Annotated in this window: 15 protein-coding genes; 8 read left to right on the top strand and 7 right to left on the bottom strand. The window is 68.7% G+C overall.

Annotation, left to right across the window (positions count from 1 at the left end; genetic code table 11):
• Positions 1–41: 41 nt before the first annotated feature.
• Entirely contained in the window at positions 42–1217 is a 1176-nt protein-coding gene (locus tag GGQ97_RS01050) for a cytochrome P450 (RefSeq protein ID WP_168067242.1), read from the bottom strand.
• An 86-nt stretch (positions 1218–1303) separates the two neighbouring features.
• Between GGQ97_RS01050 and GGQ97_RS01045 the strand changes: the two genes are divergently transcribed.
• The 3 genes from GGQ97_RS01045 to GGQ97_RS01035 are packed head-to-tail and all read left to right on the top strand — an operon-like array spanning position 1304 to position 4835.
• Positions 1304–2575 (top strand): MFS transporter, encoded by a 1272-nt coding sequence (locus GGQ97_RS01045; RefSeq protein ID WP_168067241.1) that lies wholly within the window; start codon positions 1304–1306, stop codon positions 2573–2575.
• Complete coding sequence (locus GGQ97_RS01040; protein ID WP_245197791.1) at positions 2572–4074, top strand: hypothetical protein; 1503 nt, start codon at positions 2572–2574, stop codon at positions 4072–4074. The genes GGQ97_RS01045 and GGQ97_RS01040 overlap by 4 nt, the downstream gene beginning before the upstream one ends.
• Entirely contained in the window at positions 4071–4835 is a 765-nt protein-coding gene (locus tag GGQ97_RS01035; RefSeq protein WP_168067240.1) for an OmpA family protein, read from the top strand. Before GGQ97_RS01040 ends, GGQ97_RS01035 begins: the two co-directional genes overlap by 4 nt.
• On the opposite strand, the gene GGQ97_RS01030 is transcribed toward GGQ97_RS01035, so the two are convergent.
• Genes GGQ97_RS01030 through GGQ97_RS01010 form a run of 5 tightly spaced genes read right to left on the bottom strand, consistent with a single transcriptional unit; the run spans position 4816 to position 12448 of the window.
• A complete protein-coding gene (locus GGQ97_RS01030) occupies positions 4816–6330 on the bottom strand; it encodes a tannase/feruloyl esterase family alpha/beta hydrolase (protein WP_168067239.1) in 1515 nt (504 codons plus the stop codon). The two genes, GGQ97_RS01035 and GGQ97_RS01030, sit on opposite strands and share 20 nt — an antisense overlap.
• Positions 6330–9068 (bottom strand): TonB-dependent receptor domain-containing protein, encoded by a 2739-nt coding sequence (locus GGQ97_RS01025; RefSeq protein ID WP_245197790.1) that lies wholly within the window; start codon positions 9066–9068, stop codon positions 6330–6332. The genes GGQ97_RS01030 and GGQ97_RS01025 overlap by 1 nt, the downstream gene beginning before the upstream one ends.
• A gap of 58 nt (positions 9069–9126) precedes the next feature.
• Positions 9127–10155 carry a hypothetical protein gene (locus tag GGQ97_RS01020; protein WP_168067238.1) on the bottom strand — a complete coding sequence of 343 codons (1029 nt, stop codon included), beginning with the start codon at positions 10153–10155 and terminating at the stop codon, positions 9127–9129.
• Positions 10152–11273, bottom strand: a complete 1122-nt coding sequence (locus GGQ97_RS01015) for a CapA family protein (protein WP_168067237.1) — start codon at positions 11271–11273, stop codon at positions 10152–10154. The genes GGQ97_RS01020 and GGQ97_RS01015 overlap by 4 nt, the downstream gene beginning before the upstream one ends.
• A complete protein-coding gene (locus GGQ97_RS01010; RefSeq protein WP_168067236.1) occupies positions 11270–12448 on the bottom strand; it encodes a cytochrome P450 in 1179 nt (392 codons plus the stop codon). The genes GGQ97_RS01015 and GGQ97_RS01010 overlap by 4 nt, the downstream gene beginning before the upstream one ends.
• A gap of 76 nt (positions 12449–12524) precedes the next feature.
• Here GGQ97_RS01010 and GGQ97_RS01005 point away from each other — a divergent pair, with 76 nt between their 5' ends.
• On the top strand, positions 12525–13517 hold the full coding sequence (locus GGQ97_RS01005) for a LacI family DNA-binding transcriptional regulator (protein ID WP_168067235.1): 993 nt from the start codon (positions 12525–12527) through the stop codon (positions 13515–13517).
• Here the strand turns inward: GGQ97_RS01005 and GGQ97_RS01000 are convergent.
• Entirely contained in the window at positions 13514–14788 is a 1275-nt protein-coding gene (locus GGQ97_RS01000) for an alpha/beta hydrolase family protein (protein WP_168067234.1), read from the bottom strand. The two genes, GGQ97_RS01005 and GGQ97_RS01000, sit on opposite strands and share 4 nt — an antisense overlap.
• Positions 14789–14837: 49 nt before the next feature.
• Here GGQ97_RS01000 and GGQ97_RS00995 point away from each other — a divergent pair, with 49 nt between their 5' ends.
• The 4 genes from GGQ97_RS00995 to GGQ97_RS00980 all read left to right on the top strand — a co-directional run bounded on the left by GGQ97_RS00995 (position 14838) and on the right by GGQ97_RS00980 (position 20724).
• Positions 14838–16187 carry an MmgE/PrpD family protein gene (locus GGQ97_RS00995; protein ID WP_168067233.1) on the top strand — a complete coding sequence of 450 codons (1350 nt, stop codon included), beginning with the start codon at positions 14838–14840 and terminating at the stop codon, positions 16185–16187.
• A gap of 55 nt (positions 16188–16242) precedes the next feature.
• Complete coding sequence (locus GGQ97_RS00990) at positions 16243–17664, top strand: aldehyde dehydrogenase (protein WP_168067232.1); 1422 nt, start codon at positions 16243–16245, stop codon at positions 17662–17664.
• 61 nt (positions 17665–17725) lie between these two features.
• Positions 17726–18562, top strand: coding sequence for a p-hydroxycinnamoyl CoA hydratase/lyase (locus tag GGQ97_RS00985; RefSeq protein ID WP_168067231.1), 837 nt, complete (start codon positions 17726–17728; stop codon positions 18560–18562).
• Between the two features lie 68 nt (positions 18563–18630).
• Positions 18631–20724: an acetate--CoA ligase family protein gene (locus GGQ97_RS00980; protein ID WP_168067230.1), complete on the top strand. Its 2094-nt coding sequence runs from the start codon at positions 18631–18633 to the stop codon at positions 20722–20724.
• The last annotated feature ends 4 nt before the right edge of the window (positions 20725–20728 follow it).

Raw genomic sequence — 20728 nt, 5'->3', positions numbered from 1 at the left:
GCGCGGCAGCTTCCCCTCGCCGCGCCAGCATCCCAAGGCCCCTAGGCCGCGATCACCTTGAGCGGGACGAATACCGGGCCGACCTCGGGCATCCCGCTCATCCTAACTTCGCCGTCGAGTTCGATCGAGCGCGTCCGTTCAAGCAACTGGCGCAGCGCGATGCGGAATTCGGTCCGGGCCATCGCCATCCCCGCGCAGCGGTGCGGGCCGCGCCCGAACGCCAAATGCTCGCGCACATTGGCCCGGTCGATCCGGAACTGGTGCGGCTGCTCGAACACCGCCTCGTCGCGGTTGGCCGACGCATAGGCGAGCGCGATCGGTTCGCCGACGGCGATCTCCCGCCCGCCCATGACGGTGGGCACCCGGCTGGTCCGGGCGAAGCCGCGGTAGGGCGTATAGAGGCGAAGGAATTCCTCGACCGCGCTCTCGAGCTGTTCGGGATGGCGGCGCAGCTCGTCGGCAAGCTCGGGGTGGCGAGCGAGGTGCACCGCGACGCTGCCAAGGAAGACCGGCGGCGCGACCAGCCCGACGACCAGGATCTGCCGGACGCAGCCGACCAGCATCTCCTCGGGCAAGGGCTGGCCGGCCGCATCGGTGGCGGCAAGCAGGCTGCTGACCGGGTCGATGTCGGGGTCGAGCGGGTCCGCCTTGCGCGCCGCGATCAGGTCACGCGCCAGCCCGTACAACACTTCGCTGGTCTTCGAGACGGTGGCGACATCGAAGTCCTCCCACGCCTTCACGAACGCCTTGGCGGTGCGCCACAACAGGTCGCGCTGCGCATCGTCGAGGTGGAACCAGTCGGCGAAGATCAGCGCGGGCAGCGGACTTCCGAACCCTTCGACGAAATCGCCGCCGCCGGCCTCGATATAGGCGTCGAGCAGGCTCCCCACATGGGTCTCGATCCGCGCCTCGATCGCCGCCAGCCGCCTGGCCCCCAGCGCGCGGTCGATCGCCCGGCGGTACGGCGTGTGCTCGGGCGGATCGAGGTGCAGCGGCGGTCGCCGTCCGGTCGCCGAGGCGCCGGGCACCACGTTGCGGACGGTGGTGGTGAATTGCTCCGGGTGGTCGAGGATATGCTTCACGTCGGCGTGTCGGGTGGCGATCCAGAACCCGCCGAACGCCTCGCTGCGGGCCACGGGGCAGCGCGCGCGGAGGTCGGCGAACACCTCGTGCGGGGTGTCGAACGACTCCGGGGCGAGCGGATCATATTCCTGCATAACTGGGGCCTAATCGTTGAAAAGCCAGACAATCGGCGTTGACACATAATTGCTCTGGTGCATAGCATTTCGGCTGGAGGAACGACGTGGACCTTGGCCTGTACAGGAAGGTGATGGCGCGGGTGGTGGCGCCGCTCACCGTTGGCATCATCCTGAGCTCGCTCGACCGCGTCAACGTCAGCTTCGCGGCGCTTCAAATGAACGCCGACATTGGTCTCGACCCCAAGGCCTACGGCTTCGGCGTCGGCATTTTCTTCGTCGGCTACCTGCTGTTCCAGTTGCCCAGCGCCGAGGTGCTGAAGCGGATCGGCCCGCGGCGGTGGATCGCTGGCAGCGTGATCGGCTGGGGCCTGGTCGCGACCGCCATGGCCGCGCTGCAGACGCCGACCCATTTCTACGTCCTGCGCTTTTTGCTCGGCGTGTTCGAAAGCGGCTTCGCGCCGGGCGTCGTATGGTACGTCAGCCAGTGGCTTCCGCAGCGTTACCGGGCGCGGGCCATTGCCGGGACGCTGTTGGCCATCCCCATCTCGGTGATCATCGGCGGTCCGTTGTGCGGGGCGCTGATGAAGCTGGAGATCGGCGGCCTCGCTTCGTGGCGCCTGATGTTCGCGGTGGAGGGCGGGATCACCGTGCTGGCGGGCATCGCCGCTTTGTTCCTGTTCGTCGACCGGCCAGCCGACGCGCGCTGGCTGAAACCGGACGAGCGCCGCGCGATCGAGGATGCGATCGCCGCCGACCGGACCAGCACCGTGCGCACCAACGCCAGCCTGTCCGAAGCGCTGCGCGATCCGATCCTGTGGCTTGCAGCGGGGGTCTGGTTCGTCCTCATCACCGGCGCCAACGCGATCATCTTCTGGCTGCCGATCGCCATCAAGTCGCTGGGCGTCGCCGATCCATTGCAGGTCGGCGTGCTGAGCGCGCTGCCGTGGATCGCGATCGGCACCGGGATGGTGGTCAACGCCCGGCATTCGGACCGCACGGGTGAGCGTTACGGTCACCTCGGCTGGCCGATGGTGGTGGCGGCCGCGGCCATGCTGACGGCGGCGGCGATTCTGTCGAACGGTCCGCTGGCGCTGCTCGCGCTGGTCATCGCCGGGTTCGGCCTCGGCGGAGCGCAGTCGGTCTTCTGGTCGATCCCGACCCGCTACGTCGGCGCCCGCAATCCCGGCGCGATTGCGGCGATCAACCTGTGCGGCAACCTCAGCAGCACCGTGGCGCCGATCCTGATCGGGTGGAGCGTCGCCACCACCGGCAGCGTCGCGGTGCCGGTCTATGCGCTGTCGCTCATCACCATTGCGGGCGCGGCGCTGGTCCTGCCGCTGCGCCGCCTTGCACTCGCGCGGGAGGCGGCACGATGATCGCAAGAGGGCTGCTGGCTGCGGCCGCCACCCTGTTCGCGGGGGCGGTGGGCGTAGCCCAGATCCGGCAGGAGCCGGACCGCTGGTGGAATCCGGGCGAGGGCCGGACCTTTCCTGCGACGCTCGATTATCAGAACGCCAACGGTACCCTGCGGCTGCTCCTCGACGGCGGGCCACTCGACACCAAGGGGCATCCCTTTTTCACCGCCAGCGGGCCCAACGGCCGCGCCTGCGTGACCTGCCACCAGCCGGCCGACGCAATGAGCCTGTCGGCCGAATCCGCGCGCCGGCAGTGGGACCGCAACGGCGCCAGCGATCCCCTGTTCGCGGCAAGCGACGGCTCCAATTGCCCCAGCCTGCCGCAGGCCGAGCGCGCCTCGCATTCGCTGCTGATCGACCACGGTCTGATCCGGATCGCCCGCCACTGGCCGCCGCGAGACCTTGGCGGAAAGCCGATCAAGCCCGACTTCCGGATCGAGGTCGTGCGCGACCCGTCGACCTGCAACACGGACCCGCGTTACGGCCTGACCTCGGCCACGCCGATGCTGTCGGTGTTCCGCCGCCCGCGCCCGGTCGCCAACTTCAAATATATCGAGGCGATGGGCTTCGCTTACGACCCCAAGGCCGGAATGCCGCTGCAGGTCGATCCGGAAACCGGCAAGCCGGTCAGCGGCAATCTGATGGCCGATGGCCGGGTGCCGACCCTTGCCGCGCAGATGCGCGACGCGGCAAGCGCCCACCTTGGTTTCCTGAAGGACATGGACGCGCAGGACATTGCGCGCATCCTCGACTTCGAGCGGCGGCTCTATGTCGCTCAACAGCAGGACCGGACGGGCGGCGCGGTCGATGCGGATGGCGCGATCGGCGGGCCGCGCACGCTTCAGGTGTCGCAGCCCGGCCGGCTCGGCAGCGACGGCGGCGCGCCGGTGTGGAGCGAGTTCGAGGCGTGGGAAAAAGCGCCCGAAGCGACCAGGGCGAAGTGGGCGCCGGAGGTCCGCAAGTTCCGCGAGTCGGTCGCGCGCGGCGCTCGGGTCTTCCGCGAGAAGACCTTCCTCATCAGCGATACCGCCGGGATCAATTCACCGATCGGTTTCGGCAATCCGGTCCGCAACAGCTGCGTGTTCTGCCACAACATGTCGTACATGGGGATGGACGTCGCACCGGGGCAGGTCGACCTCGGAACGACAAACCAGCCGTTCGCCGATCCGGCGCCGCACCTGCCGCTGTTCCGCGTCACCTGCCTCGGCAAGCCGCACCCGCATTACGGGCGGACGATCCTGACCAGCGATCCCGGCTATGCGCTGACCACCGGGCGCTGCGCCGACGTCGGGCGGATCACCTTGCAGACGATGCGCGGCCTGTCCGCGCGCGCACCCTACTTCTCCAACGGCAGCGCGCGCGATCTCCTTGGTGTGATCGACTATTACGACCGCCGCTACACCATCGGCTATTCGGAGCAGGAAAAGCAGGACCTGGTGAACCTGATGAGGGCGCTGTGATCCGCGCGGCCATCCTGTCGCTGCTCGCGTTGGCGCCGGCGGTCGAGGATAGCGCGACGCTGCGCTTCGTCGCCTGCCCGGTCTATCGCGACACCGACAATGGCCGGAAGTCGGGCTGCTGGCTGACACAGGACCCGGCGACGGGCGTGCGCTACGACGTGACCGCGGCACCGACCAAGCCCGACTGGAACCATGCCATCCTGGTCGAGGGCAAGGTGTCCGCCGACGCCACTGACCATTGCGGCGGCCGGGTGGTCGAACCGGTGCGGGTGTCGGTGCTGGAAGGCGCCTGCACCCGGCACCAGCTTCCGGCCGAAGGCTATAAGGGCCGCCGCTTCGCGCTTCCCGAGCGCAACGTCCGCCCGCTGTACCAGGCGCGCAAGCAGCAGGTGAAGCCGTTCGTCGAGGGACGATTCACCATCCCCTTCGATTATCGCAGCAGCTTCATCAGCTACCAGATCAGCGATTATTATCTCGATGCGACGATCAACTATGCGCTCGACGTCCAGCCGGCGCGGATCGAGATCGCGGGATCGGCGCAGACCCGGCCGGCAATCGTCTCGGGGGTCAGGCTGGTCGAGGAGGCCGAGCTTGCCCGCGCCCGGGCCGAGGTCGTGCAAAAGGCGCTGATCCTGCGCGGCATTCCGGCGGACCGGGTGCGGGTGGTGGCGAGCCTGCCCGGCCCGTACGTCGCAGCCGCCTTCGACGGCCTCATTTCACCGGTCGACCGGCGGGTCGATATCAGGATCCGACCAGAGTAGGCCTGGACAGCGAGCGGGTCAGGGCCGGGTCGGGCGCGCAGCTATAGGAAGCGGCGGCGTTGGTGTCACCCTTGCCGCGATAGCGCGCTGCAAGCGGATAGGGGCAGAGGGTGCGCGTGAACCGCGCGCTCGTGCCCTCGAGCTTGGTCGCGACCAATGTGTCAGGGGCGCGACCTTTTTCGACCCACTCGATCAGCGCCCAGAGGGCGTCGCGTTGGGGGTCGCCCGGCCATGGCTGCTGGCCCGAACCGCCGAACTGGTCGGCGCCGGGCCCGCGCGCGCAATGGTACATGCCGGGAACCATGAACAGCCGCAGCCCCTGCGACAGGCGGGTCATTCCGCCCTGCTTGCGCGCCGCCGCCGCGACATAGTCGATGGTCGGGCCGGCGTTGGTCGAGGGATCGGCCCAGCCCTGGTAGACGATCGCCTTGCCGCCCTTCTTGAGGAACGGGGCGATGTCGACCTTGTCGGTGCGCAATTCGGGCATGATGCGATTGGCGGCCGCGAGGTCGGCGCTGCGGCGGAAGCGATTCTCGTCCCACTCGGGATCGTTGTAGACTCCGTCGGCCCACATCGCGCGCAGCAGCGGGGAGGGCGGGCCCGGGCGGGTGCGGACGCCGGGCAGCAGGCCGCTGTCCATCGCCTTCCCACCCTCGTCCGTCATTGGCGAGACGATCGCTTCCAGCATCGCGACCTTGGGCGCGGTGAGGCAGTCGGTGGACTGCCCGGCCGTGCAGAGCAGGGCGGCAGGGCGGAAGCGGCAGCTCATCGGCGCACCGATGATCCCGTCGGTGACCCCGTCGCCGGCGTCGCACGCCCGGGTAGCGCGGCTTTCGTAAAGGCTCCAGTCGGCGTCGCTCAGCGCGGCGTTCGGCTGCTGCTTCTGGAGCAATGAAAAGTACATCATCCGTACCGACTGCAACGGCATGTAGGGCCCCGGTGCGCCGGCCAGTACGCCGTCGTAGTCGCCAGGATAGTTCTGCATTTCCTTCAGCGCCTGTCGACCGCCGCCCGAGCAGCCGGTGAAGTAACTGCGATCGGGCTTGCGGCCGTAGAGGCCGGCGATCAGGCTCTTGGCAGCGACGGCCGTCAGGTGGACTGCGCGATGCTCGTAGTCGACGCGGGCCTTGGCGTTCGCCATCCACCGTGCCTCGCTGACCTTGTGCCCGCTGTCGGTGGTGACGGTGGCGAAGCCCTCGCCGATGCGGCGGCTCATGTCGCCGAAGTTGAACACTCCGGCGTCGCCGCCGACCCCGGCCCCGAGCATTCGCCCGTTCCACCTGTCGGGCAGCCACGCCTCGAACCCGATATTGCCTTCGATCCGGCCCTGCACGCGGCAGAAGGGGACGGTGACCGGAACGCTTCGGGCGTTGTCCACCTTCCACGCCGGCGCGGGGACGACACGCTCGGCCGAGGTGATTACGACATTGCCGTCCCGCGCGCCGGCCAGCGCCGGGCAGGCACTTGCCGACGCGAGGAGCAGCAACAGGCTCATCAGAACTTCACGCTTGCGGTCAGCGCGTACAGGCGCGGCACGGGGTTGGAGGCCTGGGGGTCGTAGCCGCCGGTGGTATCGACGAATGGCGGGTCTTCGTTGAGCAGGTTGCGGACGTCGAAGGTCAGCCCGATCCGCTCATTGAGGTCATAGCCGACCAGCAGGTCGAGCGTGTTGTACGCGCCGATCCGCTGCCGCGGCGTGATGGTCGTGTTGTCGTAGCCGCTGAGGTGGTTCCAGGTCAGCCGGGTCCGCGCCCCGCCCAGCCGTGCCCCGATGTCGGCCTGGCTGCGGAACTTCTGGTTGAAGCCGATGGTGTTGCGCACGTCGACCAGGCCCGATCCGGGCACCGCTTCGAACAGATAATCGGTGATGTAGGTGCCCTGCACCCCGGCATCGAATTCGGCCGCGCCCAGCTTCCAATTGTAGGTGGCGGTGAAGTCGATTCCGCGCAGCTTGGTGGTGCCGAGGTTCTGCCGGCGGCCGTCGGCGATGAAGGTCACCAGGCTCTGGTTGATCGCGCTGTTGATCGGCAGGCCGGAGCCGACCAGTGCGGCCACCTGCGCGGCGCTTGGATTGAACTGCACGAACTGGCTGTAGAGCGGGTTGGTCAGCAGGCCTGGGGTCCCGCGCAGGGCCTGGATCTGATCGGTATAGTCGATGTGGAAATAATTGAGCGTGGCGACGAACCCGCGCAGCGCGCGCGGTGCAAGCTCGACGCCCGCCGACCAGGTCTTGGCGGTTTCGGGCTTGAGGTCGGGGTTGCCGCCGGCGATCCCGATCCCCTGCAGGTTACCACTGGGCCCCGGCAGGGTGTCGAAGTAAAGGCCCGCACCGCCCGCGATGGTCGACACTTCGGTGAAGGTCGGAGCACGGAAGGAGGTGCCGTAGGTGGCCTTCAGAACCACGCCGCCGAGCGGCTGGTAGGTGACCCCGATCTTGGGATTGGTGGTGCTTCCGAAGTCGCTGTAATTTTCGTGGCGGAGCGCGAGGCTGAGGTTGAGCCGCTCGATCCCGGTCATGGCGTTGCCCGAGCCGACGATCGGGACGAACAATTCGCCGAACACCGCATCGACGTCGCGGCTTCCGGCATCGGCGACCCGCAGCGGGGAGGCCGACCGCCCGCTGAGCAGTTCGGTGTAGGTATATTCATTGCGATGCTCGGCGCCGACCGCGATCCGGACCTTGCCGCCCGGAAGTTCGAACAGCGATCCGTCGAGCTGGCCGTTGAAGACGCTGAGCCGGGTGCGGCCGGTAATCACGAACAGATTGTCGGTAATGGTGGCGATGGTGGCGGGATTGTTGGGACCGCCAAACACGTTAAACGCGGTCGCCGGATCGGTGCTGTTGAGAGCCGCCTGAAGCGCCGCGGCATTGACCCCGTTGCGGCGGCGGTCGTCGACCTCCTCGGAGCGGCCATGGGCGAAATAGCCCGTCGCACGGAAGTCACCGAACGGTTTGAACTCGATCCCTGCCGAGCCATTCCAGCTCTTGGAATGATAGGGCCGCGTGATGACGCCGATGCTTGGGAACAGCGAGGTGGCAACGGTCACGCAGCGGGTGCCGGCGGGAACCCCGACGCTGCCAGCGCACAGCCCGGGCGTCGAGCCGGGAGGCGCGACGTAGAAGGGGTTGGTGCTCGGCACCGTGGCGTTGACGTTGGCAAGCAGCGGGAGGGTGCCGTTGCGCCGCGACCAGAAGCCGTCGACGAACAAGCGCACGCCGCCCAGTTCCTGGCTTGCATTGCCGACCACGCTGTAGCGCTTCTGGTTGGGGATGACGGCCAGCGCGGGGTCGTAGAAGCAGCGGTTGGTGCCGAGGGTCAGTGCACTGGCATTGGCAGCGGTCACCCCGCCGGCCGGGATGGCATAGGCGACGCCGCCGCTGGTGATGGTGCCCGGCGCGCAATTGGCGACGCGCAGGTCACGCCCGCCGCGCGCACGATTGTCGTTCTGGAAGAAGTCGAGCTCGCTTCCGAACAGGGTGTTGTTCTGCGAATATTCGCCGGCCAGGGTGACGTAGCCGCCATTCCAGCGCTGGCCGCCGAGCAGGGCGATCTGCTTTTCGCGATAATCGCCGTCGGTCATGCCGTAGCGGGCGCGCGCCTCGAGCCCGGAGAAGTTGCGGCGAAGGATGAGGTTGACCACGCCCGCGACCGCGTCCGAGCCGTAGATGGCGGACGAGCCGTCGGCGACGACCTCGACCCGGGCCAGCGCGATCGAGGGGATCACCGACGGATCGGTGAACTGGCCCTGCGTTCCCTGCGGCGGGAAGCGGCGGCCGTCGTACAGCAACAGGGTCGCGTTGGTCGACAGGCCGCGCAGGTTGATTCCGGCGCCGCGGGTCGCGTTGGCGGCGCCGTTCTGGGCGCTTCCTCCGGCGCGGTTGGCACCCAGCGAGACGACCTGCGGAACGCGGCGAAGGACGTCGTTGGTGGAGATCACCGGTTCGTCCTGAATCTTCTGCGCGTCGAGCGCGATCACCGCCGAACCGACCGGGGCGATGCCGCGGATGCGGCTTCCGGTGACGGTGATGGTGGTGTCACCCGAACCATCCGCCGCTGGAGTCGTCGGCTCACCCCCCGGGGTGGTCGGCGGCGCGTCCGGCGTGGACGGAGTGACCACCGGTTCGGCGGTCTGGGCGGCTGCGGGCACGGCGAGCAACGCCATCGCCATCGCGCCGAGCGCGGCGTGACCGAGCAGTCGGGGCAAGCGCCCCCCATTGGTTTGTTCGATCATCTTTTCCCTCCTCGAATGTCACGGCGCCGGCGGATCGCGACCGGCTCCGGGACGGGTTTCAGTTCGCCTCCGCCCGAGCCGCGCGTGCCTTGGATTCGGCAAAGCGCGGTGCGAGCGACAAGAGGACGATGGCAGCAATCAGGATGGCGGCACCGACCAGCTCGGCCGGGCGCGGGTGCGGAAGCCCCCACACCCAGGCGAGGATCAGCGAGCCGCCGATGCCCGCGATCAGGCTCGCGGCGCGCTCCAGCGGCACGCAATAAGCGTTCTCGCGCGGGTCGAGCAGGATGATGATCGCGAACACCGAGATGATGGTCAGGGTGACGCCGATAGCGAGCAATGGGAGGATGACGGGGTCGGTCCAGACCTCGACGAACCCCCAGCTCAATGCGCCCGACTGGCTTCCGAAGCCCGAGGCCGAGATGGCGGCTAGGATCGCCACCGACAACGGCAGGGCGAACACCTTTTCCTCGACGAAATATTGCCGGACGGAGGCGGGATCGCCGGTCTTCGACACCTTGGTCATCACCGCGAGGCGGACGAAGTAGCCGACCGTGTAGAGCACCACCGTCAGGATCGCGAGCGGAGGCAGGTTGAAGCCGCCGCGGTCGCCAATGGTGATGATCAGCGCGACCAGCACCATGAACAGCGCGACCCAGCTCCACCACCGCACCTTGCGGCCGAAGGCGAGATCGACCAGCGGCGCGATGACCAGGATGTCGCCGCGCATCAGCAGCTGGATGAAGGGGATGCTGACCCCCTGAAAGGTGAAGGACAGGGGCACGGTGAACAGCACCAGTGCGGTGCCGAAGCCCGACCACAGGGTGTATTTGGTCGGCACCGGGAGACGCCGGCCCAGGACCATCACGCCGTGGGCGTCCTTGTGCCAGCCCGACAGCCAGATGAAGAGATAGGTGATGACCGTGCTGATGATCAGCGAGGCGGGCAGCGTTTCCAGCCCGGTCAACGGCCGGCCGAGGCCGGGGTGGACCTGGCTGGTGACCAGCTTGGTGACGATGACGTTGGGCAGGTAGGCGCAAAGATAGAGGAAGACATAGGCTTCCAGCGGCAGGGCACGACCGCTCATGCGGCCTGCTCCAGCTCGACCATGTCCTGGCCGTTGCGATAGCGGGCGTTGAGCCCGGCCTCGCGGGTGATGGCGGTCATGTAGGCGACGACCTCGTCATGCTCGGCGCTGCCGGGTTCGGCGAACCGGGGGACGGCGTCGGTGCCGATGGTCAGCGGCAGGAAGCCGCTGCGGACGATCTTGCCGTTTGCGATCTCGAAACGGGCGACGATCGACAGGCGCGACGCCGCCGGGAAATTGTACAGGCTGTCGAAGTCGGGTTCCCACTCCTCGGCGAGGACGCGGATCTCGTTGAAGCTTTTGGATGCGGCGTGGACCGGGTCCATCCGGAGGTCGGTCGCGAAGTTGCACAGCGAATAGAAGACCGGCGCGCCGTCGATCAGTTCGCAGCCTTTCAGGATGTGGGCGTGGCCGCCGAGGATCGCGTCGGCCCCTGCCGCCACCGCCGCCCGGGCGACGTCGCGCTGATAATCGGCGATCACCGCGCGGACGAAATGGATGCCCCAGTGGAGCGACACGAAGACCAGGTCGGCGTCGGCCTTGGCGGCGCTGATGTCTGCCTCCAGCGCGGCAAGATCCTCGCGATGCGGGAAGCTGTGGACCCGCGCCGGAGTGCCCGGCTGGTCATGCTCGATCTGCTCGTACAGCGTGTGCGCCCGCATCGGCGCGCAGCCGGGGCGGCGCTCGTCGGCCCAGTAGGAATGGGGCAGGATGCTGGAATAAGCGAGGATCGCGATGCGGGTGCCGTCGCCGAGCGTGATCCGCACCGGCCGTCGCGCTTCGGCGATGTCGGCACCGGCGCCGACTACCTGTAGTCCGGCGGCCTGGAGGTTTTCCCTGGTCTCGAAGAAGGCGTCATTGCCCCAGTCGAGCACGTGGTTGCCGGCCATGGAGATGACGTCGAACCCGCCGCGGGCAAGGGCGGCGGCGCCGTCCGGGCGGGCGAGCACCGCGTGGCGGGCCTGGGGCAGGCGCACGCCCTTGGCAGCGAAGCTGGTTTCGAGCTGGCCGAAGGTGATGTCGGCAGCGTTCAGCACGTTGCGGGTGGCGACGTAGCTTTCGTCGTAATCGTCACGATCGGGGGCAAGGTCGCCGGCAGCGAGCAGGACGTGGGTCATGCCGCATCCTCGAAGCGCACCGGGACCGACAGCGCGCCGATTTCCGGGAAGCGGGTCTGGCGCGGCTCGCCGTCGAGCGCAAAGCCGGGTGCGGCGGCCAGCATTTCCTCCAGCGCGACCGTCAGTTCAAGCCGGGCGAGCGGGGCGCCAACGCACATGTGCGGGCCGCGGCCGAAAGCGATCGAGTCGCGGATGTTGGGACGGTCGATGCGGAACCGGTCGGGCTCGGGGAAGACCTCGGCATCGCGGTTGGCGGAGGCGTAGAGGAGGGCGATCGGCGCGTCCTTGGGGATCGTCCGGCCGCGGATGGTGACGTCGTGCAGCGGAGTGCGGGCAAAGCCGCGATAGGGCGTGTAGAGGCGCAGGAACTCCTCGATCGCGGCGGGCACCAGCGAGGGGTCGGCGCGCAGCTTAGATTGCAGCGCGCGGTCGCGGCCGAGGTGGACGGCGATCGATCCGATCATCACGCTGGGTGCGATGATCCCGACCACCAGCACCTGGCGGATGGTGCCGACGATCATCTCGTCCGGCAGCGGTTCGCCATCGACCCGCGCGGCGAGCAGGGCGCTGGTGGCGTCCTCGGCGGGCGGCATGGGATTGGCGCGGCGATCGGCGATCACCCCGCGCGCCATGTCGTACAGGGTGAGGCTGGTTTCCTTGGTCGCTTCCACGTCGTTCGACTGGACCGCGATGTTGTAGCGCCGACCGGCCTCGGTCAGCTGCTCGACCGCGTCCGGAGTCAGGTTCATCCAGTGGGCGAAGGTGGCGATCGGCATCGGCGCCGAGAAATCGGACACGATGTCGCCCCCGCCGCGCGTCACCATCGTGGCGAGCAGGCGGCGGCTGGTGTCGCGGATCACCGGCTCGAGCCGAGAAATTTGCTTCTCGCCCAGCAGCGGCGCGAGCGCACGGCGGTAGGGCGTATGCTCGGGCGGATCGAGGTGGAGCGGCGGCCGGCGGCCGGTAAAGGCGACCTTGGGAATGACGTTCTGCTTAGAGGTGGTGAAAGTCCGCCAGTCGGCCGCTGCGGCGGCGACATCGTCATGCTTGGTCAAGGCCCAGAACCCGCCCCACGCTTCGCTGTGTGCGACCGGGCATTGTTCGCGCAGGCGCGCATAATCGACGTGCGGGCTGTCGAACGTCTCGGCGACAAGCGGGTCAAAGTCATTCGACATAACAAATGGCTATCGCTCAATGAAAGCGCTTGCAAGCACTTTTGCAGCGAGCCCGGTTTTGCGCCAGAACGGAAGCATGGCGAACCGCAACCCCCGTCTCGACGATGTCGCCGCCATGGCCGGCGTGTCGGCCGCGACCGTGTCGCGCTTCCTCAACAATCCGGCGGTGGTGGCTTCGGCGACCGGGGTCCGGATCCGCGAGGCGATCGAGGCGACCGGCTATGTCCAGAACCTCGCGGCCGGAGCGCTTGCGACCAGCCGCAGCCGGATCATCGCCGCGCTGGTGCCCGACATCGCGCAATCGATCTTCAACGACACGGTCGAAGCGATGATCGAGGAGCTGGCGAGCGACGGCAACAGCGTGATGCTGGCGTTGACCGGGGCCGACAATCGCGGCCTGACGCGCGAGATTAACATGGCGCTCGCCCGCCGGGTCGACGCGATCATCCTGACCGGGATCGTGTCCGAGCCCGAGACCCGCCAGCGCCTGCGCTCGGCCGGGATCACGGTGGTCGAAACCTGGGGCATGCCCGAGGACCCGATCGATATCGCGGTCGGCTTCTCGCACCGGGCGGTCGGGGAGGAACTGGCGCGGTTCCTGCGCGCCCGGGGCTATCGCCGCCCGCATCTGGTGGTGCCGCGCTCGACCCGCGCCGAGCGCCGCGCGACCGGCTTCACCACCCGCTGGGTACATGACGGAGGGCCGTCGCCGACCCGGATGGAGGTCAATGTGCCGAGCCACTTCGGCCAGGGCCGGCTGTCGTTCCGCGCGCTCGCCGATCTGCCCGAGCAGCCCGACGTGGTGGTGTGCGGGTCGGACTGGATCGCACAGGGGCTGATCGTCGAAGCGAATGCCGCGGGCGTGCGCGTTCCCGATCAGCTTGCGGTGGTCGGCTTCGGCAACCTGCGCATGGCCGGCGACATGCGGCCGACCATCACCTCGGTCGACGTCGACGGCGCACGGATCGCCCGCGAAGTGCTGCGCGCGCTCCGGGCCCGCGCGGCGGGCGAGCCGTTCGATACGATGATCGACGTGGGCTTCCGGGTGATCGCCCGCGAAAGCGCCTAGCTGCAGCGGCGGTTGCGGAAGCAGGAACGCAGCATCGGGCTTGGCCGGTAAGCGGTGAAGACGCCCGGCGCGGGCGGTGACCAGCGGCCGGTGGCGACCCGCGCCTCGACCATCCGGATCGCGGCCAGGACGGCGGTTGCGGGCGCGGTGCAATGACCGGCGCGCTCGACGAACAGGCTGCGCACCCGCGCTGCTCCGGCCGCATCGGCATAGGCGCGCTGCATGGTGGGGGAAGTCAGCCCGTCGCCGACCGTCTGCAGCGCGACCAGCGGCACCAGCGGGCGCGCGTTCGGCGCATAATGGGCGCGCATGTAGGCCACCGCGGCCGGCGCGGCGCGGACTCGTTCGCCGCGATTGAGGGTGGCGAGGTCCCGGTCGAGGTCGAGCCCGGCCTTGCGATACAGCGCCTCGACCAGCGGGCGGCGTCCCGAGGCGGCAAGCTGCTGGCGATAGTCGACGCCGTCGTTCCACGAAAAGACGCCGCCGGCGCGCTGCTCCTGGTCGCTACGGGGCAGGAACACACCCATCACGAACGAGCGCGAGATTTCGTCTGCCTGCGCGTCAAAGTCGCTCTCGGCCGGACGCGGGTTGTCGGGGCTGGTCCATGACGGGATGCCAGCCAGCACTCCGGCCAGCGCGACTCGCGCCCTTCCGCCGGGACTCTTCACGGCCTCGGCGAGTGCGCCCGCAACTCGTTGTCCGTTGGCGCGATCGTCCTTGATTCCGACCAGCTGGATCCCCGCGTTCGGTGCGACCAGGGTGCGGAAGGCATAGGCCCCGTTCAGCGCCATGTTCATCATGCCGAGCGACCCGCCGATTGACGCGCAGACCGCCAGCGCCCCGTCGATGCCGCTGCCCGGCTGCTCGGCCAATGCGGTGGTGACGAGCCCGCCCATCGAGCTGCCCCAGGCGATCACCCGGCGCGGCTTGCCGTAGCGGGCGGCAAAGGCGGCGATGGTCCGCCGCTGCGCCGGAACCGCCTGCTCCACGGCCCAGCCGCCGCTGCCATAATCGGAGGCGGCGATCGCATAACCGGCGTCGAGCAGGGCCTGGCGCTGCCCGGGCGAACCGGGCTCGGGCTTGCCGGGGGAGGGCGAATATCCGCGGCTGTAGAGCAGCAGCGTGCCATTCCAGCGCGGCGGCATGGCGGCCGCCCAGCGGGTGCGCTCGTCGAGGCTGTAGACGGCGGTGGGAGCAACGGCTGCGGCGGGCGCGACGTGCGCGGAAACGGCGGCGAGCGCCAGCCAGGACACCATGGTACGAACCTCCATCGGCTTTTCGCTTGCTTCTTTCGTAGCGCTGATGAAAGCCCTTGCAAGAATGTTTTCCGGTAAAGCAATCTCGGACGAAATTGCGGCGCATATGGCGATGCCGGGCGAACGGCTTCCGCGCTCCGCCATCCGGGCCGCCCGCCGCGCCCTGCTCGACGCCTATGGCGTGATGCTTGGGGCGACCGGCCTCAGCGAGGACGTCCTTCCCTATCGCCGATTGGCCGAATCCGAAGCTGGTCCGGCCCGGCTGATCGGATCGCGGCGGACCAGCAGCGTGTCGCGGGCCGCGCTCGCCAATGGTGCGCTGGCGCATGCGCTGGATTATGGCGACACCTTCGACGCCGGCCCCGCACACCCCCACGCCGCGCTGGTTCCGGCGCTGCTCGCGCTGGCGTCTGCGCGGCGCGAGGCGACGCTGGGCGAGCTGCTCGATGCGCTGGCGCTGGGCGGCGATCTGGCCTGCCGGCTGTCGCTGGCGCCAGCCCGGCCTTTCGAGGAGGGCGGCTGGTATCCGCCGCCGCTGGTCAACCTCCTCGCCGGCGCAGCGGCCTGCGCGCGCTTCCTCGGGCTGGACGACGACGGCATCCGCGCCGCGATGGGACTGGCGATGCTGCAGGGCGCGTTTCCGGGCGAGATCAAATATGATGCGGGCTCTCCCATCCGCGGGGTGCGGGAGGCGTTTGCTGCGCGCGGCGCGGTGGACGCGACGCTGCTGGCTGCGGGCGGTGCAGGCGCGTTCGCCCAACCGCTCGAAGGCCGCGCGGGCTTCTTCGCCGTTTACGGCGGCGGCGGTCCGGGGTCAGCGCTGCTCGACCGGCTTGGCGAGCGGTTCCTTGGCGAGGAAATGAGTTTCAAGCCGTGGCCGAGCTGCCGCGGAACGCATCCGTATATCGAGGCGGCGCTGCAAGTTCGGAACGCGATCGAAGCGGGCGACATCGACCGAATCGAGGCGGAAACCGGGCCGATCCAGGCCATGCTGATGCGCCACGATCCGAAGCATCCCGGCGACGCCAAGTTCAGCATCCCGTTCACCGTCGCCACCGCGCTGCTGCACGGCGAGGTGGGCCTGCTGAGCTTTCTTCCCGAACGCCTCGCCGATCCCGCGATTCGCGAGCTTGCGGGCAAGGTCGGCGAACGGCCAAATCCTGCATGGGGACGGGAGCAGGCCGCGTCGGGATCGCTGACCATCCACCTTCGCGATGGCCGGAAAGCCAGGGCCGAGATCGCGATTGCCGCAGGCGACCCGCGCCGGCCCTTGAGCGACGACGATCTCGAAGCCAAATTCGCCGCTTGTGCCGCCTTGGCATCGGAGCCGTGGTCGGCCACCCGGTCGGCAGATTTCTGCGCGGCCCTGCTCGGCGGCGCTCCGCAGACGGCGATTGCCGAATTGTTCGATTGACCACCCGAAAATTGGTGTTTAGGTTATATTGCATAACAGTTCTTGAGGAGGAACTATGGCTACCGCAGCGCAGGCGAGCGATCGCAGCTTTACCAGGCTCAACCCGGTGACCGGGGAGACCGCCACCACCGCCCCCGCATTCGGCGTCGAACAGGCCAATGCCGCGGTGGACGCGGCTGCTGCGGCATTCCCCGAATGGTCCGCGCTCGGTCCCAACGCCCGCCGCGCCAAGCTCAACGCCGCCGCCGACGCGCTTGCCGCCAAGGCCGACCAGTTCGTCGACGCGATGATGGGCGAGATCGGCGCAACCGAGGGCTGGGCCCGCTTCAACCTGATGCTGGCGGTCGGCATGGTCCGCGAGGCTGCGGCGTTGACCACCCAGATCGGCGGCGAGGTGATCCCCTCGGACAAGCCGGGCTGCATCGCCATGGCGCTGCGCGAACCGGTTGGCGTGATGCTCGGCATCGCCCCGTGGAACGCCCCGATCATTCTTGGCGTGCGCGCGGTGGCGGTGCCGCTGGCGTGCGGCAACACCGTCGTGTTCAAGGCCAGCGAGCAATGCCCGCGCACCCACAGCCTCATCGCCGAAGCCTTCAATGAGGCGCTGCCGGCCGGCGCGGTGTCGATCGTCACCAACGCTCCCGAGGATGCGGCCGAAATCGTCGGCGCGCTGATCGACCATCCGCAAGTCCGCCGGATCAACTTCACCGGCTCGACCAACGTCGGCAAGATCATCGCCAAGCGCGCGGCGGAGCATCTGAAGCCCGTGCTGCTCGAGCTCGGCGGCAAGGCGCCGTTGATCGTGCTGGAGGACGCCGACCTCGACGAGGCAGTCAAGGCGGCGGCGTTCGGGGCGTTCATGAACCAGGGCCAGATCTGCATGTCGACCGAGCGGATCATCGTCGTCGACAGCGTCGCCGACGCCTTTGTCGAGAAGTTCGGCGCCAAGGTGAAGACCATGGCGGTCGGCGATCCGCGCGAGGGCAAGACTCCATTGGGCGCGGTGGTCGATCGCAAGGCGGTCGACTGGTGCGCTTCGCTGGTCGCCGACGCGGTGGCCGAGGGCGCGGTGCAGGTCACCGGCGGCGAGGCGAATGGCGTTCTGATGCCCGCGCACGTGGTCGACAAGGTCACGCCCGAGATGAAGCTGTTCCGCCACGAAAGCTTCGGCCCGGTGGTCGGCATCATCCGCGCCCGCGACGAAGCGCATGCGATCGAGCTTGCCAACGACACCGAATATGGCCTCTCGGCCTCGGTCTTCACCCGCGACACCGCCCGCGGCCTCAAGGTCGCGCGGCAGATCAAGTCGGGCATCTGCCACATCAACGGGCCGACCGTGCACGACGAGGCGCAGATGCCGTTCGGCGGGGTCAAGGCCTCGGGCTACGGCCGCTTCGGCGGCAAGGCCGGCGTCGACGCCTTCACCGAACTGCGCTGGATCACGATCGAAACCCAGCCCGGCCATTATCCGATCTGAGCGGCCTCCCGCTTCAAACCGCATAACGAGCGCGCCCACGCGCCGACGAGGAAAGACAAAGATGAGCGAGACCAGCAGCAACGGCGTTGTCGCCTATGATGTCGTCGACCGGATCGCCTGGGTGCGGTTCAACCGCCCGGACAAGCGCAATGCGATGAGCCCGACGCTCAACCGCGACATGATGGAGGTGCTCGACCTGCTCGAATTCCGTTCCGACGTCGGCGTGCTGGTGCTGTCGGGCGAAGGACAGGCGTGGAGCGCGGGCATGGATCTCAAGGAATATTTCCGCGAGACCGAGAAGGACGGCCTTGCCGGCACCCGCAAGGCGCAGCGCGAAAGCTATGGCTGGTGGCGGCGCCTGCGCTGGTACCAGAAGCCGACCATCGCGATGGTCAACGGCTGGTGCTTCGGCGGCGGTTACGGCCCGCTGTTCGCCTGCGACCTCGCCTTTGCGGCAGAGGAAGCCAAGTTCGGCCTGTCCGAGATCAACTGGGGCATCCTGCCCGGCGGCGGAGCGACCAAGGTGGCGCACGAACTGATGCCGCTGCGCAAGGCGATGTATCACGCGATGATGGGCGAGAATATCGACGGCAAGACCGCCGAGGCCTGGGGCCTGGTCAACGAGGCGCTGCCGCTTGCCCAGCTCAAGGACCGGGTGAGCGAAGTCGCCCGCGTGCTGCTGGAGAAGAACCCGGTGGCGCTGAAGGCGACCAAGGATGCGATGAAGCGGGTCGGCACCATGACCTATGACGAGGCCGAGGATTATCTCGTCCGCGCGCAGGAAGCGGCCAACAGCTACGACAATGAAGGCCGCAAGGAAGGCATTCGCCAGTTCATCGACGAGAAGAGCTACAAGCCGGGGCTCGGCGCCTACGACAAGGATCGGGTCGCTTCCTGATCCCCTGCCGCCCCGGATCGGATCCGGGGCGGTTCGTCCTTTCACGCCTTTCGCAGCCGGACCCGCCGATGCCCGATCTTTCCCGCCTGATTACCCCTCGTTCCGTGGCGATCGTCGGGGCGTCGCCGACGCTTGGCGCGCTTGGCAATTCGGTGATGCGCAACCTCGACCGCCACGGCTTTTCCGGCGCGGTCCACCTCATCAATCCCAAGCGGAGCGAAATCGACGGGCGGCCCTGCCTGCCATCGATCACGGACCTGCCCGAGGGCGTCGATGTCGCGGTGCTTGCGATCCCCGGGCCGGCGGTGCTTCCCGCGGTGCGCGAGCTTGCCGCGCGCAAGGCCGGTGCTGCGATCATCTTTTCCGCCGGGTTCGCCGAGGGCGGTGACGAGGGGCTTGCGGCGCAGGCGGAGGTGGCGCGGATCGCCCGCGACCATGACATGATCGTGCTCGGCCCGAACTGCCTCGGGCTGGTCAATTATGCCGCGGGCGTGCCGCTGACCTTCATCGAGGCGCCGGTGCTGGCCACCGAGAACAAGCCGGCGGTGGCGATCGTCAGCCAGTCGGGCGCGATGGCGGTGGTGCTCGGCACTACCCTGATGGCCAAGGACCTCGCGCTGACCCTGTCGGTCTCGACCGGCAACGAGGCGGCGTCGGGCGTCGAGGATTATGTCGAGCATCTGCTCGGCGACTCCGGGACGCAGGCGATTGCGATGATCGTGGAGCAGTTCCGCCAGCCGGCCCGCTTCCTCTGCCTGGTCGAACGCGCCCGCGACATCGGCAAGCCGATCGTCCTCCTCCACCCCGGCACTTCCAGCGCCGCGCGGGAAAGCGCCGCGACCCACACCGGGGCGATGGCCGGCGACTGGCAGCTGATGAAGGCCAAGGTGACCCGCGCCGGCGCCATCCTGGTCGACAGCCTCGAGGCGCTGGGCGACGTCACCGAACTTGCGGTCCGCGCAGGCAAGGTCAGGGCCGGGGGCACTGCGGTGCTGACGGAGAGCGGCGCCTTCAAGGCACTGACGCTCGACCTTGCCGAGCAGATCGGGCTCGACCTGCCGCCGATGTCGGGCGCCACCGCCGACGCGCTGCGCGGCGCCATTCCCGATTTCATCCCGGTGTCCAACCCGATGGACCTGACCGCGCAGGCGCTGGTCGATCCCGACCTTTACCGCCGGACGTTGATCCCCCTGCTGGCCGACGACGCCTTTGCCGCGCTGGTGTTCGGGATTATTCAGACCGATCCCGCCACCTCCTCGCGCAAGTTCCTGCCGATCACCGAGGCGATCACCGCGCTGGCGCCCGAAAAGCCGATCATCTTCGCCGGGCTGGACGAGGGCGCCGAGGTGCCGGCCGACTATGTCACCGGGCTGCGCGCGGTGGGGGTCACCTATTTCCCGTCGCCCGACCGCGCCTTCCGCGCGCTGCGCCACCTCATCAGGGCCGCGGCGCAGGACCATGGCAGCGCCCCGGCATCACCGATCCGGCTCGACGTGCCGGGCGGGGTAGTGCCCGAATATGCGGCCAAGCGGCTGCTCGGCCCGGTCGGACTTCCGTTCCCGCCGGGGGGCTTCGCGGCCTCGCTGGAGGAGGCCGTGAAGATCGCGGGCGAGATCGGCTATCCGATCGCGCTGAAGGCGCAGGCCGCGGCGCTCAGCCACAAGAGCGATGCCGGCGGCGTGATCCTGTCGATCGCCGACGAGGCGTCGCTAGAAGCGGCATGGGAGCGGCTGTACGGCAATGTCGCCGCCTATGACTCTGCGATCGCGCTCGACGGCGCGCAGGTCGAGGCGATGGGCAAGCGCGGGGTCGAGCTGATCGTGGGCGCGCGCAACGATCCCGAATGGGGGCCGGTCATTCTGGTCGGCTTCGGCGGCGTGACCGCCGAGCTGCTGCACGACGTGCGACTGCTGCCGATCGACCTCCCGCGCGAGGCGATCGTCGCCGAACTGCGCGCGCTCAAGCAGGGGGCGCTGCTCGACGGCTATCGCGGCTCCCCTGCGCTCGACGTCGAAGCGGTCGCCGCGCTGATCGAAACGCTCGGCCGGGTGCTGGCGGGGACGCCGTCGATCCGCGAGATCGACCTCAATCCGGTGATCGTCTTCCCCAGGGGCGAAGGCGTGGTCGCGCTCGACGCGCTGATCCTCGCGGAACAGGAGTAACGAC

It is taken from the genome of Sphingomonas kaistensis, assembly GCF_011927725.1.
Classification (GTDB): domain Bacteria; phylum Pseudomonadota; class Alphaproteobacteria; order Sphingomonadales; family Sphingomonadaceae; genus Sphingomicrobium; species Sphingomicrobium kaistense.
The sequence above is the reverse complement of the archived record's forward strand: the minus strand, read 5'-3'. Positions and strand labels throughout refer to the sequence as shown.

Bases quoted from the DNA above. Each gene is read 5' to 3' on its own strand.
- GGQ97_RS01050 (WP_168067242.1), bottom strand. From the start codon at position 1,217: ATGCAGGAATATGATCCGCTCGCCCCGGAGTCGTTCGACACCCCGCAC.
- GGQ97_RS01040 (WP_245197791.1), top strand. From the start codon at position 2,572: ATGATCGCAAGAGGGCTGCTGGCTGCGGCCGCCACCCTGTTCGCGGGG.
- GGQ97_RS01030 (WP_168067239.1), bottom strand. From the start codon at position 6,330: ATGAGCCTGTTGCTGCTCCTCGCGTCGGCAAGTGCCTGCCCGGCGCTG.
- GGQ97_RS01025 (WP_245197790.1), bottom strand. From the start codon at position 9,068: ATGATCGAACAAACCAATGGGGGGCGCTTGCCCCGACTGCTCGGTCAC.
- GGQ97_RS01020 (WP_168067238.1), bottom strand. From the start codon at position 10,155: ATGAGCGGTCGTGCCCTGCCGCTGGAAGCCTATGTCTTCCTCTATCTT.
- GGQ97_RS01015 (WP_168067237.1), bottom strand. From the start codon at position 11,273: ATGACCCACGTCCTGCTCGCTGCCGGCGACCTTGCCCCCGATCGTGAC.
- GGQ97_RS01010 (WP_168067236.1), bottom strand. From the start codon at position 12,448: ATGTCGAATGACTTTGACCCGCTTGTCGCCGAGACGTTCGACAGCCCG.
- GGQ97_RS01005 (WP_168067235.1), top strand. From the start codon at position 12,525: ATGGCGAACCGCAACCCCCGTCTCGACGATGTCGCCGCCATGGCCGGC.
- GGQ97_RS01000 (WP_168067234.1), bottom strand. From the start codon at position 14,788: ATGGAGGTTCGTACCATGGTGTCCTGGCTGGCGCTCGCCGCCGTTTCC.
- GGQ97_RS00995 (WP_168067233.1), top strand. From the start codon at position 14,838: ATGTTTTCCGGTAAAGCAATCTCGGACGAAATTGCGGCGCATATGGCG.
- GGQ97_RS00990 (WP_168067232.1), top strand. From the start codon at position 16,243: ATGGCTACCGCAGCGCAGGCGAGCGATCGCAGCTTTACCAGGCTCAAC.
- GGQ97_RS00985 (WP_168067231.1), top strand. From the start codon at position 17,726: ATGAGCGAGACCAGCAGCAACGGCGTTGTCGCCTATGATGTCGTCGAC.
- GGQ97_RS00980 (WP_168067230.1), top strand. From the start codon at position 18,631: ATGCCCGATCTTTCCCGCCTGATTACCCCTCGTTCCGTGGCGATCGTC.